Here is a 16,443-nt window from a genome sequence, read left to right on the forward strand (position 1 = left end):
GGGGGACCCTGTGGGAGAGTAGGACGCCGCCGAACAATCATTGCGGAAGCCCCGCATCGAATCCTTACGGGTTCGGTGCGGGGCTTTTCTGCGTTCACCGGCAGAATCCGTCGTATGCCCGGCATGGGGTAACCGTGGATCCGGGTTGACGGCTCGTAGGGTTGGGGGATGGGCTATGACCTCGTCATCTTCGACAACGACGGCGTGCTGGTGGACAGTGAGCCGCTCGCCAACAGCATCCTCGCCGGGTACCTGAGCGAGCTCGGGCACCCCACCTCGTACGAGGACTCGCTCCGCGACTACATGGGCTCCGCCGTGCACCGGGTGCACGACCTCGTTCTCGAGCGGACGGGGCAGCGGCTGCCGGAGGACTTCGACGTGACGCTGCACGAGCGGACCGTCGCCGGCTTCGAGCGGGAGCTGCGGCCGGTGCCCGGAGTGGAGGAAGTGCTCGGGGAGCTGACCGCCCACGGGACCGGATACTGCCTGGCCTCCTCCGGCAGTCATGAGCGGATCCGCGTCGGGCACCGGGTGGCCGGACTCGACGGATGGTTCGAGGAAGAGTGGATCTTCAGCTCCCAGGACGTGGGCCAGGGCAAGCCGGCGCCCGACCTGTTCCTGCACGCGGCCCGGTCCATGGGCGTGGAGCCCGCGCGGTGCGTCGTCATCGAGGACAGCCCGCTGGGCATCCAGGCCGCCATGGCCGCGGGGATGGACGTGTTCGCCTTCACCGCGATGCTGCCCGCCGAGCGGCTCCCCGGGGCCACCGCGTACTTCGGTGACATGAAGCAACTCCCGGGGCTTCTGCAACTGCCCGTGTGATCGCTCTACCCACCGGTAGCCACGAGCCCTACGCTGACCCGCCATGACGGTTGATGTGCGGCTGCGGCGCGGCCGCAGTGCCCTGGGGCTCAGCTTCTTCGCGCAGGGCGTCGCCTTCGCGCTGCTCGTGACCCGGATCCCGGCCATCCAGGACCGGTACGGGATATCCGACGGGCTGCTGCCCGCCTTCCTCGCCGCCGTCCCGGTGCTCGCCGGGGTCGCGAGCGTGGCCACCGAGCACTTGGTGAAGCGGGTGGCCCCCAGCACCGTGCTGCGGTGGGCGCAGCCCGTGGTGCTGCTGGCGCTGCTCGGCGTGGGGGCCGGCAGCCGGATGTGGCAGGTGGCGCTGGCCCTGGGGGTGTTCGGGCTGTCGGTGGGTGCGCTGGACGCCTCGATGAACATGCTCGGGGTCAGCCTCCAGCGGGAGCACGGGCGCAGCATCATGCTCGGGTTCCACGCGGCCTACAGCCTCGGGGGGATCGTCGGTGCCTCGGCCGCGTGGGCCGGGGCGCACTGGCGTCTGGACCTGTTCTCGAGCTATCTGCCGGCCGTGGCGGTGCTGGTGCCGCTGGTCCTGCTGGGCAGCCGCAGGTACGTGGACGCGCCCTTCGAGGAGGTTCGGGAGAAGGGGCTCGGGGCCGGCGGTGCGAAGCTGCTGCTGCCGCTCTGCCTGGTGATGGCGTGTGCGTACATCGGGGACTCGACGGTGGCGAACTGGAGTGCCAAGTACCTTCAGGACGTGCTGGGCAGCTCCGAGCAGCTGGCGACCGTCCCGTACAACGTCTACATGGTCACCACCCTGATCGGGCGGGCCGTCGGGGACCTGGGCGTGCGGCGGTTCGGGGCCGCGGCCGTGGTGCGGGGCGGGACGGTGGTCGCGGCCGGCGGGTTCGCCGTCGTCGCGGCGGCGCCGGGCGCGTGGGTGGGGATGCTGGGCTTCACGATGCTGGGGCTCGGGCTGTGCGTGATCGTGCCGCAGACGTTCGCGGCCGCCGGGAGGCTGTTCCCGGGCGGTTCGGACACGGCGATAGCCCGGCTGAACATCTTCAACTACGTCGGCTTCCTGATCGGCTCGCCGCTCGTGGGCGCGATCGGGGACGCGTGGAGCTACCGGGGGGCCATGCTCGTGCCGATGGTCCTCGTGCTGATCACGCTGTTCCATGCCCGCTCGTTCGGACCGCGGGAGGCCCGATACGGTGTCGGGCATGAGCGGCGAGCCGGTGACCGGGCTGTTGATGTGGGACGAGGCGGTAACGAGGTATGACTTCGGGCCGAGTCATCCGATGGATCCGGTGCGTCTGGCACTGACCATGGGCCTGGTGCGCGCCTTCGGGCTGGACCGGGCCGTGGAGGTACGGGCGGCCAGCGCGGCCGGGGAGTCGACGCTGCGGCTCGTGCACCGGGAGGACTACGTCGCCGCGGTGCGCGAGGTGTCCGCGGATCCGGGGGTGGCCGACGGCTCGTACGGGCTGGGGACCATGGACGATCCCGCGTTCCACGGCATGCACGAGGCGTCCGCGCTGATCGCCGGGCAGTCGGTGGCGGGCGCGGAGGCGGTGTGGCGGGGCGAGGCCGAGCACGCGGTGAACTTCGCGGGCGGGCTGCACCACGCGATGCCGGGCGGGGCCGCAGGCTTCTGCGTGTACAACGACGCGGCGCTGGCCATCGCGCGGCTGCTCGAACTGGGGGCCGAGCGGGTCGCGTACGTGGATGTGGACGTCCATCACGGGGACGGCGTGCAGGCGGCGTTCTGGGACGACCCGCGGGTGCTGACCGTCTCCCTGCACGAGCATCCGCGCACGCTGTTCCCGCAGACCGGCTGGCCGGAGGAGACGGGCGGTGCGTCGGCGGAGGGTTCGGCGGTGAACGTCGCGCTGCCGGCCGGGACCGGGGACGAGGGGTGGCTGCGGGCCTTCCACGCGACGGTGCCGGAGCTGCTGGCGGACTTCCGGCCGCAGGTGCTGGTGACCCAGCACGGGGCGGACACGCACTTCGAGGACCCGCTCGCGCACCTGGCGGTGTCGCTGGACGCGCAGCGGGCCGTGCAGGAGGCCTGCCACCGGCTGGCGCACGAGTACGCGGACGGGCGGTGGCTGGCGCTCGGCGGCGGCGGGTACGCGGTGGTGGACGTCGTACCGCGGTCGTGGACGCATCTGGTGGCGATCGCCGCGCACCGGCCGATCGACCCGGCGACGTTGGTCCCGGCGTCGTGGCGGGACGAGGTGTACGCGCGGACGCGGCAGCTGGCGCCGGCCCGGATGACGGACGGGCGTGACGCGGAGTGGCGGGATTGGGACGCGGGCTACGACCCGGCGGACCGCACGGATCAGGCCGTCCTCGCGACCCGGCGCGCGGTGTTCCCGCTGCGGGGGATGCTGACCTGACGATGCGGGATGCATCGTTACGCCAACTGTGGGGCGGTTCTCCGGAATTGATGATCCGCCAGGTGGGTTGGGGCAGCATCGGAGGGTGTTGAGCTCCGCCGCGCTGCGTGCGCATCTGCTGGCCGCCCGGTTGGCCGGGCCCATCGCGACCTCCCGGGAGGAGAGCCTGCGCAGTTACCGTCTGTTCGCGGCGGGTGATCCACGGGTGCTGCTCGGGCTGGATCCGGAGTGGGCGTGGGGCGAGGGTGACCTGCTGAGGCTGATGGCGGACAAGTGCGGTGTCTCGGCGGACCCGGCGCACGTCAGCGGGCCGGACGTGATCGATCCGGAGCGGACGATGGAGGCGCTGGAGGCCTTCGCCGGACGGCTGCGGGCGGCGGTCGGGGCGCGCTCGCCGGTGCTGTTCGGGACGGGGCATCCGCACCGGCTCCTGGGCTTCTACGCCGGGTTGGCCGAGGCGATGTCGGCGGCGGGCTGTGTTGTCCTCACTCCGGCGCAGGGGGTGAGCGTCGACATGGCGACCCGGTTCGGCGTACGCACGTACAGCATCGATTACGTACGGGGGGTCGCACTGGTGCGGGAGCCCGGCGTGCGGTCGCCGGGGAGTGCCACCGGCGCGCACTCCCATTCGCCGCTGCCCGTCCGGCTCGCGCTGGGGGCCCTGGCGGAGGCCGGCGGGCCCTTGCCGGAGTTGGTCGTGGGGGATCACGGATGGGTCTGCGGTGCTGGTCAGCTGGGTGTGGAGGCGATCGGGCTGGCGGATACGGACGATCCCGCGCTGTTCGTCGGCGAGGCCGAGGGGCGGGTGGCGGTGGCCGTTCCGATCGATGACGCGGTGCGTGCGGACTACTACCGACCGCTTACTCGCTATGTGCTCAATCGGGCCAGTCTGTCGGGGTGGCAGGAGTGGCCGTAGCTCCTCTTCCCCACTCGTATCACGCGCCCCTACTCTGGGGAGTGAGCGTGCGACGACGAGGAGTAACCGGAGGGGAAGCCGGTGCCCGTCATGCGCGGAAGGTCAAGGTGTGTCATGGCTGCTGGCGAGAGGCCTCTCAGTGAGGTTCAGTTCCTGACCGTGGCGGAGGTTGCCTCGGTGATGCGAGTGTCGAAGATGACCGTGTACCGCTTGGTGCACAACGGTCATCTGCCCGCAATCCGGGTGGGCCGGTCCTTCCGGGTCCCCGAAAACGCGGTTCACGAGTACCTCCGAGAGTCCTATGTGGGGGTGGAGTCGGCCTGAGACTGACCTCGGCGTGCCCTCGGATTACAAGCTCGGAGCTCGGGACGGTAGGCTAGGCCGACGTAGGTCGTGTGGGCCCCGACGCCCCGCACCGAATGAAGAGAAGTGAGCGAGGGTAGTCGTGGGCTCTGTTATCAAGAAGCGGCGCAAGCGGATGGCTAAGAAGAAGCACCGCAAGCTGCTCAAGCGCACCCGCGTCCAGCGCCGTAACAAGAAGTAAACGGCAGCTGTACGTGTTCTCCGCAGCCCCTCCACCATTCTGGTGGAGGGGCTGCGGTGCAGCCGGGGGACTTCTTCGAGGGAGGCGCTGAGCTCGTGGGGAAGGTCGTACTCGTCACCGGGGCTGCCCGGCAGCTGGGTGGCCGCTTCGTGCGCCGCATCCAGCGCGACCCGGATGTCGAGCGGGTGATCGCGGTCGACGCGGTGACTCCGCCGCACCGGCTCGGATCGGCCGAATTCGTCCGTACGGACATCAGGCAGTCGGCGATCGCCCGCGTGCTGGCCGAGCACGCCGTCGACACGGTGGTCCATCTGGCGGTGACCGGAGGCAGCGTGGGGACCGGCGGGGCGCACAGCACCGTCAAGGAAACGAACGTCATCGGGACGATGCAGCTCCTCGGGGCCTGCCAGAAGTCACCGACGGTCCGGCGGCTCGTGGTGAAGTCCAGTACCAGTGTGTACGGGGGCACCTCGCGGGATCCGGCCGTCTTCACCGAGACCACGCAGCCGAAGTCGCTGCCGGCGGGCGGGTTCGCCAAGGACGCCGCCGAGGTCGAGGGCTATGTACGGGGCTTCGCGCGCAGGCGGCCGGACGTCGCGGTGTGCGTGCTGCGGTTCGCGAACATCCTGGGGCCCTTCGCCGATTCGGCGCTGGCCGAGTACTTCTCGATCCCCGTGATGCCGACCGTGCTGGGCTACGACCCGCGGTTGCAGTTCGTCCACGAGGACGATGTGCTCGACGTGCTGCGGCTGGCGGCGAACGAGCCGCGGCGGGGGACGCTGAACAGCGGGACCTTCAACATCGCGGGTGACGGCGTACTGCTGCTGTCGCAGTGCTCGCGGCGGCTGGGGCGGCCCACGCTGCCGCTGCTGCTGCCCGCCGTGACGTGGGTGGGGTCGGCGCTGCGGGCGGTCGGGATCACCGACTTCTCCCCGGAGCAGATAAGGCTCCTCACGCACGGCCGGGTCGTGGAGACCTCGCAGATGCGGGACGTGCTCGGCTTCGAGCCGGTGTACACGACCGCCGAGACCTTCGCGGACTTCGCGCGCAGCCGCGGGGGCGGGCTGCTGCCCCCGGAGCGGGCGGCGCGGGCCGTGGACCGGGTGGCGGCCGTGCTGAAGGTGGACGGCCAGGATGTCGACGTGGACGCGGTTGAAGGAGCGAAGCGATAGTGGCGGACGCCAAGGTCATTCCGTTCGACGAGGACCGGCCGAGGCGGCGGGTGCCCCGCAGGGTGCGGGCGGTGTCCGCTCCCGAGCCGGAGGCGGAGCCGGCGGTGCCCGCTCCGGCGGCGGAGCCGGAGCCGGCGGGCGGCGGCCTGGAGCGGCGGATCGCCGGCGGGCTGGCGTTCCTGCGGCGGCGGGTCACCGGCGAGTACGACGTCGACGAGTTCGGCTACGACAAGGAGCTGACGGACCAGGTCCTGATGTCCCTGATGCGGCCGCTGTTCGACAAGTACTTCCGGGTCGAGGTCAAGGGCATCGAGAACATCCCGGCGGAGGGCGGTGCGCTGATCGTGGCGAACCACTCGGGGACGCTGCCGCTGGACGGGCTGATGCTCCAGGTGGCCGTGCACGACCGGCACCCGGCGCAGCGGCACCTGCGGCTGCTCGCGGCGGACCTGGTGTTCATGCTGCCGGTGGTCAACGAGCTGGCCCGGAAGGCCGGCCACACCCTGGCCTGCGCGGAGGACGCCCAACGGCTGCTGGAGGCCGGGGAGCTGGTCGGGGTGATGCCCGAGGGCTTCAAGGGGATAGGGAAGCCGTTCGGGGACCGGTACAAGCTGCAGCGCTTCGGGCGGGGCGGGTTCGTGTCGACGGCGCTCCGTGCGGGTACGCCGATCGTGCCGTGCTCGATCGTGGGGGCGGAGGAGATCTACCCGATGGTCGGCAACGCGAAGACGCTCGCGCGGCTGCTGGGGATCCCGTACTTCCCGATCACGCCGACGTTCCCGTGGCTGGGGCCGCTCGGTGCGGTGCCGTTGCCGACGAAGTGGACGATCCAGTTCGGCGAGCCGATCCCCACCGCGGGGTATGCGGCGGAGGCGGCGGACGATCCCATGCTGATGTTCAACCTGACGGACCAGGTGCGGGAGCAGATCCAGCACACGCTGTACAAGCTGCTGGTGCAGCGCAGGTCCGTCTTCTTCTGAGGGTCTTCTTCTTGAGGGTCTTCTTCTGAGGTCTTCTGCTGGACGTGGGCGCGGGGCGGGGCTGTGGTGAACAGCCCCGCCCCGCGTCGTCCTACTGCTCCGCGTCCTCCGCGTTGATGCCCAGGCCCGGCAGGAGGCCCGGGAGGAGGGGCGGGAGGGTGATGTCCGGCTTGGGCTGGTCCGCGGTGCCCGGGGAGGGCGGGGCGGACTGGCCCGCGGGCGGGTTCAGCAGGTCGCCCGTGCCGCCCAGGAGGCCGCCCGGGGTCTCGGGCCTGCTGCTGGTGCCCGAGGGGGACGGCGACGCGGGGCTGTTGCCCGACGGGGTGCCGGCGGCCGGTGGGGACTGCTGCTTGCCGCTCGGGGTGCCCGGTTTGGCCGGGGTGCCGGAGGAGCCGGAGCCGCGGGTCTGCTCGGGTGGCTTGGGGAGCAGGCCCTGGAGCGGCGCCACGTCTTCGTCTATGGCCTGGAAGACCGACTCCACCTCGCCTCCCACGTCCGTGAGCTGCGCGGGGAGCCGCTCCTTGAGCTTGCCCCACGCGTCGCGGTGGGAGCGGGAGAACGAGGACAGGGCCTGGATCGGGCCGAGCTCGCCGTTCCGCTCGTAGGCCGCCTGGAGGAGCCGGTGGCCCTCTTCCGCGTCGTGCTTCACTCCCGCCAGTGCTCGGCGGATCTCGCCCAGGACCTCGTGGTCCAGCACGCTGCCGCCCCGGCCGCGCTCCATCAGCCTGCGGGCTTCCGAGAGGCGGTTCGAGGCCTGGTCGAGATAGAGCTCGCCCCGGTCCGAATCGCCGTCGGCCATCCCGAGCTTCAGGTCCTCCATGCCCCGCTTCACGGGGTAGAGGTGGTCACCGGGCAGGGCGTCGGAACTGGCAGCGGCCACTCCGCTGAAGGCCCCCGCGGCCACACCTACGGTGAGACCGCCTGCTGCGATGCCCTTGGACCAGCGGGAGCGGGGCCGCAATTTCCGGAGCGAGGTCGCCCGGTGGGCGCCGCGGCCGGTCCGCTGTTCGGGCACCTGAGGGTCCGAGGCGGCACCGCCCCCGGCCCTCTCCTCCAGCACCATGGCCTCCATGGCGGCAACGAGCTGGGCTCGCTGCACCACTTTGACCTCTGGGTCCAGCACTGGGCGCGGCATTCGTTCGCCGAGCACGCTCGCCAGGGCCAACAGCCGGTCGTGGTCGGCAGGTTCGGCAGGTGCCTCGGACTGCTCGGCCGCCGGGTCCGGTTCCGAAAGGTCGGACGGGGTCCGATCCTCCAGGGCCTGGGCGAAGGCGTTCGCCCGCCGGTGCGGAGTCACGTTCGCGATCACTGGCGGCACCTCCTCTCGTCATGACGATCGACTCCCCAGGGTGTCCGGAAGGTTGCCTTCCTTGAGCACATCCACACTTTCGAGTGAGCGGCTTCGGGCAGGGCTTGTCCACAGGGGGTCTGCATTCCGCACAACGAGCGTCGCGGCACTTGGGTTACGGACGAAGGATGATCGGACCACAGCGTCATCGAGGGGTCACCGGATGTATGTGAGTTTGTGTTGATGTGTGAAGGGGTTCAGCGGGCGTCGTCCGGGAGGAGGCGGGCCAGTGTGCGCACCGCCCGGTACTGGAGCGTTTTGATGGCGCCCTCGTTCTTCCCCATGACCCGGGCGGTCTCGGCGACCGACAGGCCTTGCAGGAAGCGCAGGGTCACGCACTCCTGCTGCTGCGGATTGAGTTTCCGTACGGCCTCCAGCAGGGCCGCGTTGGAGAGGGACTCCAGGACGGAGTCCTCGGGGCTGCGCTCGACCTCGTTGGCGTCGAGCATCTCGCCGGTGGTGACCTCCAGCCGGAAGCGGCTGGACTTGAAGTGGTCGGCCACCAGGTTGCGGGCGATCGTCACGAGCCAGGCGCCGAAGTCGCGGCCCTGCCAGGTGAAGGTCGAGATGCGGCGCAGGGCGCGCAGGAAGGTCTCGCTGGTGAGATCCTCCGCCGTCGCCTTGCCGCCGACGCGGTAGTAGATGTAGCGGTAGACCGTGTCGCTGTACTGGTCGTAGAGGCGGCCGAAGGCCTCGGCCTCTCCGGCCTGGGCGCGTTCGACCAGGTCCATCATGCGGGCCTGGTCGCTGTCCGCGGTGGGGCGGCGGGGGGTGGTCTGGGTGCTCGTGCCGGCGGTGCCGTTCGAGCCCCCGGCCGCGCGGCCTCGTCTGCCCACCGTCGCTCCGCCGTCGGTCAGGGCATAGCAAGGACCGGCCGGGCCGAGGCCGGCAGGGACCGCGGCGGCGAAGGCGGGGACGGCGTACGCGGTGGGGACGAAGCCGCGCAGGTGGTCGAGGACCGTTGCGCGCAGCGTAGCCAGGCCCGAGGCGTCAACCCCGACAGGTGGGTACACGGGACTCCCAGAGGCAGAGCTTCCATCACGTGCAGTGCGGGACCGTTCACCCGTCGTGGCGACAGATGGCCGGTGGCATGCGTTTGAGGAGAATAACGCTTCGTACAGGCAGCGCTACACCCAGTTGCGCAAATCACCGGTTCCGACACTTCCGTTGCGTGTCGAGGGCATATTCAGTCGCAGTTGGTGATCGGTTGGTGATCACTTGGATGCGCGGAATGGACGCTTCCATGGGGGCTCGCGACCGAGTCGGGCAGGCCGGAGTGCCGGGTCCCGTCCGGGGGTAGGGCTGGGGGAATGCCCGGTCGGCCGGGGGCCGGGGCGGGAGGGGCGCCGGAGCGGCGCGGGCCGTGGCGTCGGCACCGGTGCGGGCCCTGGACCGGTGCGGGTTCCGGCCCGGGCGGTGGGCCGGGGCCGCGCTACTTCCGGCGGCGGTGCAGGGCGATGGCGGCGGCCGCGCCGCCCGCGATCGCGCCGACTCCGGCGGCCGCCGGGACGCCGACCTTCACGGCCTTGCGGCCGGTCCGATAGTCGCGCAGCCGCCAGTCGTTGGTGCGGGCATGCTTGCGCAGTTTTGTGTCGGGATTGATCGCGTACGGATGTCCGACCAACGACAGCATCGGGATGTCGTTGTGCGAATCGCTGTACGCGGCGCAGCGTTCGAGGTCCAGGCCCTCGGCGCCGGCCAGGGCGCGGACCGCCTCGGCCTTGGCGGGGCCGTGCAGCGGTTCGCCGACCAGGCGGCCGGTGTAGATCCCGTCCACGGACTCGGCGACGGTGCCCAGGGCGCCGGTCAGGCCGAGTCGGCGGGCGATGATCGTGGCCGTCTCGACGGGGGCGGCGGTGACCAGCCACACCTTCTGGCCGGCGTCGAGGTGGGCCTGGGCCAGGGCGCGGGTGCCCGGCCAGATCCGCTCGGCCATGTACTCGTCGTAGATCTCCTCGCCGATGGCCATCAGTTCGGAGACCTTGTGGCCCTTGACGATGGACAGGGCGCTGTCGCGGGCGTCCTGCATGTGCTCGGGGTCCTCGACCCCGGCGAGCCGGAACCAGGCCTGCTGCCAGGCGAAGCGGGCGAGCTCGCGGCGGCGGAAGAACTCGCGCTTGTACAGGCCGCGGCCGAAGTGGAAGATCGCGGCGCCCTGCATGACGGTGTTGTCGAGGTCGAAGAAGGCGGCGGCGAGGTCGTCGCCCGCGACGGGGAACTCCGCCTCTTCCCCTTCTTCCGCGAGGGCCTCGAGGTCGGTGTCGAGATCGGGCTCCGTGAGCGGTGGGGCTTCGGCCAGCGCGGTCTTCCGGGCGGCCTCGGCCGAGGCCTCGCCTGCCAGCACGCTCCGCGCGCTTGCGGAGCGTCTACGGGGGGTGAGCCATCCGAGAGCGGCCATGCGGCGAGCATAGCCACTGTGTTCGGGAGTTCTCGAACCGGTGGGAAACGGAGGCGTTAACACTTCGGGAGAATGAGGTCATGAGCCCTTTGTTGCGACGCAAGGAAAAGAAGCGTCCCGCCGACCGGATGGTGACGCTCATCGGGAAGCCGGGGTGCCATCTGTGCGATGACGCGCAGGAGGTCATCGAGCGGATCTGCGCGGAGACCGGTGCGCAGTGGGAGAAGAAGGACATCTCGCAGGACGAGGAGCTGTACCGGCTGCACTGGGAGCAGATTCCCGTGGTGCTGGTCGACGGGGAGCAGCACACCTTCTGGAGGGTGAACCCGGACCGGCTGCGGCGGGCATTGGGGAGCTGACCCCTCTCCCGGTTACCATCATGGGCGATTTGTGGGGTCTCGGGGGCGTATCTGTGAGGAGTGTGTACGGTTTTGCCCCCCTTGGGATTTGAACGGGTTCGGCGTGCCGTTGGTTCCGCTCTTCTGTACCGAGGTTGCGTGACCCCGGTCACTTTGGTCGGACAAATTGGACACAATCTTTGTGCACGCGTTCACAAAGGCATAGCCTGCTGTCGACGGGGCGGTCCTGGGACAAGTGGCCGCCTGCAGCCCCGCTCATCCCGCAGGAGCATCGTGGCAACTGGCCGAACTCACCGACCGGCGACCCGCAGCCGAGGTATTCCCGAGGCCACTGTCGCCCGGCTTCCGCTGTACTTGCGCGCCCTCACCGCGCTCTCCGAGCGATCGGTGCCCACGGTGTCCTCCGAGGAGCTCGCGGCCGCCGCCGGAGTCAACTCCGCGAAGCTGCGCAAGGACTTCTCGTACCTGGGGTCCTACGGCACGCGCGGCGTGGGCTACGACGTGGAATACCTCGTCTACCAGATCTCCCGCGAACTCGGGCTGACCCAGGACTGGCCGGTCGTCATCGTCGGCATCGGCAACCTCGGCGCGGCCCTCGCCAACTACGGCGGCTTCGCCTCGCGCGGTTTCCGCGTCGCCGCGCTCATCGACGCCGACCCGGCGATGGCCGGCAAGCCGGTGGCCGGGATCCCCGTGCAGCACACCGATGAGCTGGAGAAGATCATCGAGGAGAACGGGGTCTCGATCGGCGTCATCGCGACGCCGGCCGGCGCCGCGCAGCAGGTCAGCGAACGGCTGATCGCGGCCGGTGTCACCTCCATCCTGAACTTCGCACCGACTGTGCTCTCCGTGCCCGACGGCGTGGACGTGCGCAAGGTCGACCTCTCCATCGAGCTCCAGATCCTCGCCTTCCACGAGCAGCGCAAGGCCGGCGAGGAAGCCGCCGCCGCTGCTGCCGAGGGCGGCTCCTCCGTGGGCGGCGCGGCCCCCGCGGCGGCCGTGGTGCCGCCGGCCGGGCGGGCCGCCGCCGAGGCGCGCAAGGGCGGGCCCGAGGGTGACGTGCCGGCGGTGATGCCGGCATGAGTCTGCTCGTCGTAGGGCTGAGCCACCGCAGTGCGCCCGTCAGCGTGCTGGAGCGTGCCTCGCTGTCCGCGGACGCCAAGGCCAAGCTGCTGCACGACACCCTCGCCGCCGAGCCGGCGGCGGAGGCGGCGGTGCTCGCCACGTGCAACCGGATCGAGCTGTACGCGGACGTGGACAAGTTCCACGCCGGTGTCGCCGAGCTGTCCACGCTGCTGGCTCAGCACAGCGGGGTGGCTCTGGAGGAGCTCACTCCGTATCTCTACGTGCACTATGAGGACCGGGCGGTGCACCACCTGTTCTCGGTGGCGTGCGGGCTGGACTCGATGGTCGTGGGCGAGGGGCAGATCCTCGGCCAGATCAAGGACGCGCTGGCGCTGGGGCAGGAACTGCACACCGCCGGGCGGCTGATCAACGACCTGTTCCAGCAGGCGCTGCGGGTCGGCAAGCGGGCGCACTCCGAGACCGGGATCGACCGGGCCGGACAGTCGCTGGTCACCTTCGGGCTCGAGCAGCTCGCCGGGGCGCGGGTGCCGGTGGGGGAGTGGGCCGCCGGGAAGCGGGCGCTGGTGATCGGGGCCGGGTCGATGTCCTCGCTGGCCGCGGCGACGCTGGCGCGGGTCGGGGTCGCGGAGATCGTGGTCGCGAACCGGACCGCCGAGCGGGCGGAGCGGCTGGCGGAGATTCTGGTTGCCTCGGGCACCGGGGTGAAGGCTTCCGCCGTTGCCATGGCTTCGGTGGCGGATGAGCTGACACGAGTCGATGTGGTCGTCTCGTGCACGGGTGCCACTGGGCTGGTGCTGAGCGTCGAGGACGTGCTCGCCGCCGTGTCCTGGGGCTCCGCCCCGGACCCCGCTCCTCAAACGCCGGAGGGGCTGGAAGATCGGGGCTCCGCCCCGGACCCCGCGCCTCAAACGCCGGCGGGGCTGGATGTGCCCCCCGCCGCCGCGTTGGACGCGGACGACGTCGTGGCTCGGCTGGCTGCGGCGGCCTTGACGCACGGCCGGCTTGCTGATGCCGGGGCTGCGCGGACCATCAGTGCCGTCGAGCCCGAGGGGTGTCCCGTGGGGCCCGATGGGCGGGCCGCGCTGACCGGGGTCGACGCCAGTTCGCTCGAGCTGCACGGGACCTGGGCCGACCAGGGCGAGGCCGCCGCGCAGCGGCAGCCCCGGCGCGGTGCCCGTACGCACGCCGACGGCGCGAGCGGCGCGCGGCTGGCGCTGCTGGACCTGGCCATGCCCCGGGACATCGACGCCGCCGTGCACCGGATCCCCGGCGTACGGCTGGTCGACATCGAGAGCCTCGCCGAGGCGTCCGCGGACGCCCCGATGGCCGCCGACGTCGACGCGGTGCGCACGATAGTCGCCGGGGAAGTGGCGGCCTTCGGCGCGGCCCAGCGGGCCGCGCACATCACGCCCACCGTCGTCGCCCTGCGGGCCATGGCGGCCGAGGTCGTGGCCATGGAAGTGGCGCGGCTCGACGGGCGGGTGCCCGATCTCGACGAACGGCAGCGGGCCGAGGTCACCCAGACCGTGCGCCGCGTCGTCGACAAGCTCCTCCACGCGCCGACCGTGCGCGTCAAGCAGCTCGCGAGCGAGCCCGGCGGCGCCGGGTACGCCGAGGCGCTGCGCGAACTCTTCGACCTCGACCCTCAGACGGTGGCTTCCGTCAGCCGGGCAGACGCGGCCGATCCCCTGAACGACGACGACCCAGGACGGGCATCATGAACACACGTCCCGACCAGCCGCTGCGGCTCGGTACGCGGCGGAGCAAGCTGGCCATGTCCCAGTCGGGCCACGTCGCCGAGGCGGTACGGGCGGTCACCGGCCGGCCCGTCGAGCTCGTGGAGATCACGACGTACGGCGACATCTCGCGCGAGCACCTCGCGCAGATCGGCGGGACCGGCGTGTTCGTCACGGCCCTGCGCGACGCGCTGCTGCGCCGCGAGGTCGACTTCGCCGTGCACTCGCTGAAGGACCTGCCGACGGCGCAGCCCGACGAGCTGGTGATCGCGGCCATGCCGCGGCGCGAGGACGCGCGGGACGCGCTCGTCGCCCGGGACGGTCTGACCTTCGAGCAGCTGCCCGACGGCGCCCGGATCGGTACCGGTTCGCCGCGGCGGACGGCCCAGCTCAACCACTACGCCCGCGCGCTCGGCAAGCGGATCGAGACGGTGCCGATCCGCGGCAACGTCGACACCCGCATCGGGTTCGTACGGGACGGGGAGCTCGACGCCGTCGTGCTCGCCGCCGCCGGTCTGAACCGGATCGGGCGCAGTGACGAGGCCACCGACCTGCTGTCGGTCGACCACGTGCTGCCCGCTCCCGGCCAGGGTGCCCTGGCCGTGGAGTGCCTCGCGTCCAATACGGACCTCATCGCCGCGCTCGGCGAACTCGACGACCCGCACACCAGGGCCGCCGTGACTGCCGAGCGTTCCCTGCTCGCCGCCCTGGAGGCCGGCTGCAGCGCACCCGTGGGCGCGTTCGCCGACCTTTTGGCCGACGGGCAGATTGTCAATGAAATGCGCCTGCGCGGCGTCGTCGGAACCCTCGACGGCTCGACGCTGGTGCAGCTGTCCACCACCGGTCCCGTGCCCCAGTCGTACGACGAGGCCATGTCTCTCGGCCGCGAACTCGCGGACGAGATGCTGGCCAAGGGCGCGGCCGGTCTGATGGGGGAGCGATCGCTTTGAACCCCTCAAGTCCGACCACCTCCGCTTTCCCGGCACTCGCCGCCCACGGACACGTCACCTTCCTCGGTGCCGGCCCCGGCGACCCGGGTCTGCTGACGCTGCGCGCCGTCGAGGCACTCGCCGCCGCGGACGTACTGATCGCGGAGCCCGAGGTGCTCGACGTCGTACGGACGCATGCGCGCGCGGGTGTCGACACGCCGCAGCTGACGGTCGCTGACGAAATGTCAGCAGCCGCCGGGGTCCCGGTGATCCGCGACGCCGCCAATCTTGTCATGGAGGCCGCACGCTCCGGCAGGCGGGTCGTGCGTGCCGTGACCGGTGACCCCGGTCTCGACGGGAACGCGGCCGAGGAGATGCTCGTCTGCGCCACGGCCGGCATCCCCTTCGAGGTGGTGCCGGGTGTCGCGACGGCCGTCGGCGTGCCCGCGTACGCCGGTGTGCCGCTCAGCGACAAGCAGGGCGCCGACGTGCGGTTCGTGGACGCGAAGAACGCGTCGGCGCGCTGCTGGAGCGAGGTGGGGGCGAGCGACGGGATCCTCGTCGTCTCCGCGACGCTGGAGACGGTCTCGGCGGCCGCCGCCGAGCTGGTGGGCGCCGGGCGCAAGCCCGACACCCCGCTGACGGTGACCGTCGCCGGTACGACCACGCGCCAGCGCACCTGGTCCGCGACGCTGGGCACGATCGCCCAGGTGTTCAAGCAGGGCAAGGTGCTCCCCTCTCCCGAGGGCGCCCGGCCGGTCATAGCCGTGGTCGGTGAGCACAGCGCCGCCGCGCGGCGCGAGGAGCTGGCCTGGTTCGAGTCGAAGCCGCTGTTCGGCTGGCGGGTCCTCGTACCGCGCACGAAGGAGCAGGCCGCCTCGCTCTCCGACCAGCTGCGTTCGTACGGCGCGGTGCCGCACGAGGTGCCGACGATCGCCGTGGAGCCGCCGCGGACCCCGCAGCAGATGGAGCGGGCCGTGAAGGGCCTGGTGACGGGCCGCTACGAGTGGATCGCCTTCACCTCGGTCAACGCCGTCAAGGCGGTGCGCGAGAAGTTCGAGGAGTACGGGCTCGACGCGCGGGCCTTCGCGGGCATCAAGGTCGCCGCGGTGGGCGAGCAGACCGCTGCCGCGCTGGTGGAGTTCGGTGTGAAGCCGGACCTGGTGCCGAGCGGGGAGCAGTCCGCGGCCGGGCTGCTGGAGGACTGGCCGCCGTACGACCCGGTCTTCGACCCGATCGACCGCGTGTTCCTGCCGCGGGCCGACATCGCGACCGAGACGCTGGTCGCCGGGCTGATCGAGCTCGGGTGGGAGGTCGACGACGTCACCGCCTACCGGACGGTGCGCGCGTCGCCGCCGCCGGCGGACACGCGTGAGGCGATCAAGGGCGGCGGTTTCGACGCCGTGCTCTTCACGTCCTCCTCCACGGTCCGCAACCTGGTCGGGATCGCGGGGAAGCCGCACAACGTGACCGTCATCGCGTGTATCGGGCCGGCGACGGCCAAGACCGCGGAGGAGCACGGGCTGCGCGTGGACGTGCTGTCGCCGGAGCCGAGCGTGAGCAAGCTGGCGGAGGCGCTGGCCGAGTACGGTGCGGCGCGCCGCGAGGCGGCCAAGGAGGCCGGCGAGACGGTGTTCCGGCCGAGCGAGCGGCGGCCGGGGGCGCGGCGGCGTCGTACGACGTGAGCGGCTTAGCGCGGCAGGAGAGCAGGCGAGACGGGCCCGGGTGCGGTGCGCACCCGGGCCCTTCCGTGTGTGATCCGCGTCGCA

General features: G+C 71.5%; 16 protein-coding genes. 13 read left to right on the forward strand and 3 right to left on the reverse strand.

Annotation, left to right across the window (positions count from 1 at the left end):
- The first annotated feature begins 168 nt into the window (after positions 1–168).
- From ACFWP3_RS34245 to ACFWP3_RS34280, 8 genes are all read left to right on the forward strand, one after another.
- A complete protein-coding gene (locus ACFWP3_RS34245; RefSeq protein ID WP_384228972.1) occupies positions 169–822 on the forward strand; it encodes an HAD family hydrolase in 654 nt (217 codons plus the stop codon).
- Between the two features lie 43 nt (positions 823–865).
- Positions 866–2,086: an MFS transporter gene (locus tag ACFWP3_RS34250; protein ID WP_384228974.1), complete on the forward strand. Its 1,221-nt coding sequence runs from the start codon at positions 866–868 to the stop codon at positions 2,084–2,086.
- Entirely contained in the window at positions 2,058–3,206 is a 1,149-nt protein-coding gene (locus ACFWP3_RS34255) for an acetoin utilization protein AcuC (protein ID WP_384229034.1), read from the forward strand. The genes ACFWP3_RS34250 and ACFWP3_RS34255 overlap by 29 nt, the downstream gene beginning before the upstream one ends.
- 85 nt (positions 3,207–3,291) lie before the next feature.
- Positions 3,292–4,122: a phosphatase gene (locus ACFWP3_RS34260; RefSeq protein WP_384228976.1), complete on the forward strand. Its 831-nt coding sequence runs from the start codon at positions 3,292–3,294 to the stop codon at positions 4,120–4,122.
- 114 nt (positions 4,123–4,236) lie between these two features.
- Positions 4,237–4,446, forward strand: coding sequence for a helix-turn-helix domain-containing protein (locus ACFWP3_RS34265; protein ID WP_008738568.1), 210 nt, complete (start codon positions 4,237–4,239; stop codon positions 4,444–4,446).
- A 121-nt stretch (positions 4,447–4,567) separates the two neighbouring features.
- Positions 4,568–4,666, forward strand: coding sequence for a 30S ribosomal protein bS22 (locus ACFWP3_RS34270; protein WP_003948845.1), 99 nt, complete (start codon positions 4,568–4,570; stop codon positions 4,664–4,666).
- Between the two features lie 95 nt (positions 4,667–4,761).
- Positions 4,762–5,838, forward strand: a complete 1,077-nt coding sequence (locus ACFWP3_RS34275) for an NAD-dependent epimerase/dehydratase family protein (RefSeq protein ID WP_384228978.1) — start codon at positions 4,762–4,764, stop codon at positions 5,836–5,838.
- Positions 5,838–6,818: a lysophospholipid acyltransferase family protein gene (locus ACFWP3_RS34280; protein ID WP_384228980.1), complete on the forward strand. Its 981-nt coding sequence runs from the start codon at positions 5,838–5,840 to the stop codon at positions 6,816–6,818. Before ACFWP3_RS34275 ends, ACFWP3_RS34280 begins: the two co-directional genes overlap by 1 nt.
- Positions 6,819–6,909: 91 nt before the next feature.
- Here ACFWP3_RS34280 and ACFWP3_RS34285 read toward each other — a convergent pair whose 3' ends face one another.
- The 3 genes from ACFWP3_RS34285 to ACFWP3_RS34295 all read right to left on the reverse strand — a co-directional run bounded on the left by ACFWP3_RS34285 (position 6,910) and on the right by ACFWP3_RS34295 (position 10,564).
- A complete protein-coding gene (locus ACFWP3_RS34285; protein WP_384228983.1) occupies positions 6,910–8,127 on the reverse strand; it encodes a DUF5667 domain-containing protein in 1,218 nt (405 codons plus the stop codon).
- A gap of 236 nt (positions 8,128–8,363) precedes the next feature.
- Positions 8,364–9,179, reverse strand: a complete 816-nt coding sequence (locus ACFWP3_RS34290; protein WP_361752542.1) for an ECF subfamily RNA polymerase sigma factor, BldN family — start codon at positions 9,177–9,179, stop codon at positions 8,364–8,366.
- Between the two features lie 419 nt (positions 9,180–9,598).
- Positions 9,599–10,564: an HAD family hydrolase gene (locus ACFWP3_RS34295; RefSeq protein WP_384228986.1), complete on the reverse strand. Its 966-nt coding sequence runs from the start codon at positions 10,562–10,564 to the stop codon at positions 9,599–9,601.
- A gap of 80 nt (positions 10,565–10,644) precedes the next feature.
- On the opposite strand from ACFWP3_RS34295, the gene ACFWP3_RS34300 reads away from it, so the two are divergent.
- From ACFWP3_RS34300 to ACFWP3_RS34320, 5 genes are all read left to right on the forward strand, one after another.
- Positions 10,645–10,923 (forward strand): glutaredoxin family protein, encoded by a 279-nt coding sequence (locus tag ACFWP3_RS34300; RefSeq protein WP_384228988.1) that lies wholly within the window; start codon positions 10,645–10,647, stop codon positions 10,921–10,923.
- A 273-nt stretch (positions 10,924–11,196) separates the two neighbouring features.
- The gene (locus tag ACFWP3_RS34305; protein WP_384228990.1) at positions 11,197–12,006 is read left to right on the forward strand and encodes a redox-sensing transcriptional repressor Rex; all 810 of its coding nucleotides are present in this window, start codon (positions 11,197–11,199) and stop codon (positions 12,004–12,006) included.
- Positions 12,003–13,730 (forward strand): glutamyl-tRNA reductase, encoded by a 1,728-nt coding sequence (locus tag ACFWP3_RS34310; RefSeq protein ID WP_384228992.1) that lies wholly within the window; start codon positions 12,003–12,005, stop codon positions 13,728–13,730. The genes ACFWP3_RS34305 and ACFWP3_RS34310 overlap by 4 nt, the downstream gene beginning before the upstream one ends.
- Positions 13,727–14,695 carry a hydroxymethylbilane synthase gene (gene hemC, locus ACFWP3_RS34315; RefSeq protein WP_384228994.1) on the forward strand — a complete coding sequence of 323 codons (969 nt, stop codon included), beginning with the start codon at positions 13,727–13,729 and terminating at the stop codon, positions 14,693–14,695. Before ACFWP3_RS34310 ends, hemC begins: the two co-directional genes overlap by 4 nt.
- On the forward strand, positions 14,692–16,359 hold the full coding sequence (locus ACFWP3_RS34320; protein ID WP_384228997.1) for a uroporphyrinogen-III synthase: 1,668 nt from the start codon (positions 14,692–14,694) through the stop codon (positions 16,357–16,359). Before hemC ends, ACFWP3_RS34320 begins: the two co-directional genes overlap by 4 nt.
- The last annotated feature ends 84 nt before the right edge of the window (positions 16,360–16,443 follow it).

Source organism: Streptomyces sp. NPDC058525, assembly GCF_042719495.1.
Lineage (GTDB): Bacteria > Actinomycetota > Actinomycetes > Streptomycetales > Streptomycetaceae > Streptomyces.

Excerpts from the sequence above, each read along its gene's own strand:
- ACFWP3_RS34245 (WP_384228972.1), top strand. The coding sequence starts at position 169 with ATGGGCTATGACCTCGTCATCTTCGACAACGACGGCGTGCTGGTGGAC.
- ACFWP3_RS34250 (WP_384228974.1), top strand. The coding sequence starts at position 866 with ATGACGGTTGATGTGCGGCTGCGGCGCGGCCGCAGTGCCCTGGGGCTC.
- ACFWP3_RS34255 (WP_384229034.1), top strand. The coding sequence starts at position 2,058 with ATGTGGGACGAGGCGGTAACGAGGTATGACTTCGGGCCGAGTCATCCG.
- ACFWP3_RS34265 (WP_008738568.1), top strand. The coding sequence starts at position 4,237 with ATGGCTGCTGGCGAGAGGCCTCTCAGTGAGGTTCAGTTCCTGACCGTG.
- ACFWP3_RS34295 (WP_384228986.1), bottom strand. The coding sequence starts at position 10,564 with ATGGCCGCTCTCGGATGGCTCACCCCCCGTAGACGCTCCGCAAGCGCG.
- ACFWP3_RS34300 (WP_384228988.1), top strand. The coding sequence starts at position 10,645 with ATGAGCCCTTTGTTGCGACGCAAGGAAAAGAAGCGTCCCGCCGACCGG.
- ACFWP3_RS34310 (WP_384228992.1), top strand. The coding sequence starts at position 12,003 with ATGAGTCTGCTCGTCGTAGGGCTGAGCCACCGCAGTGCGCCCGTCAGC.
- hemC (WP_384228994.1), top strand. The coding sequence starts at position 13,727 with ATGAACACACGTCCCGACCAGCCGCTGCGGCTCGGTACGCGGCGGAGC.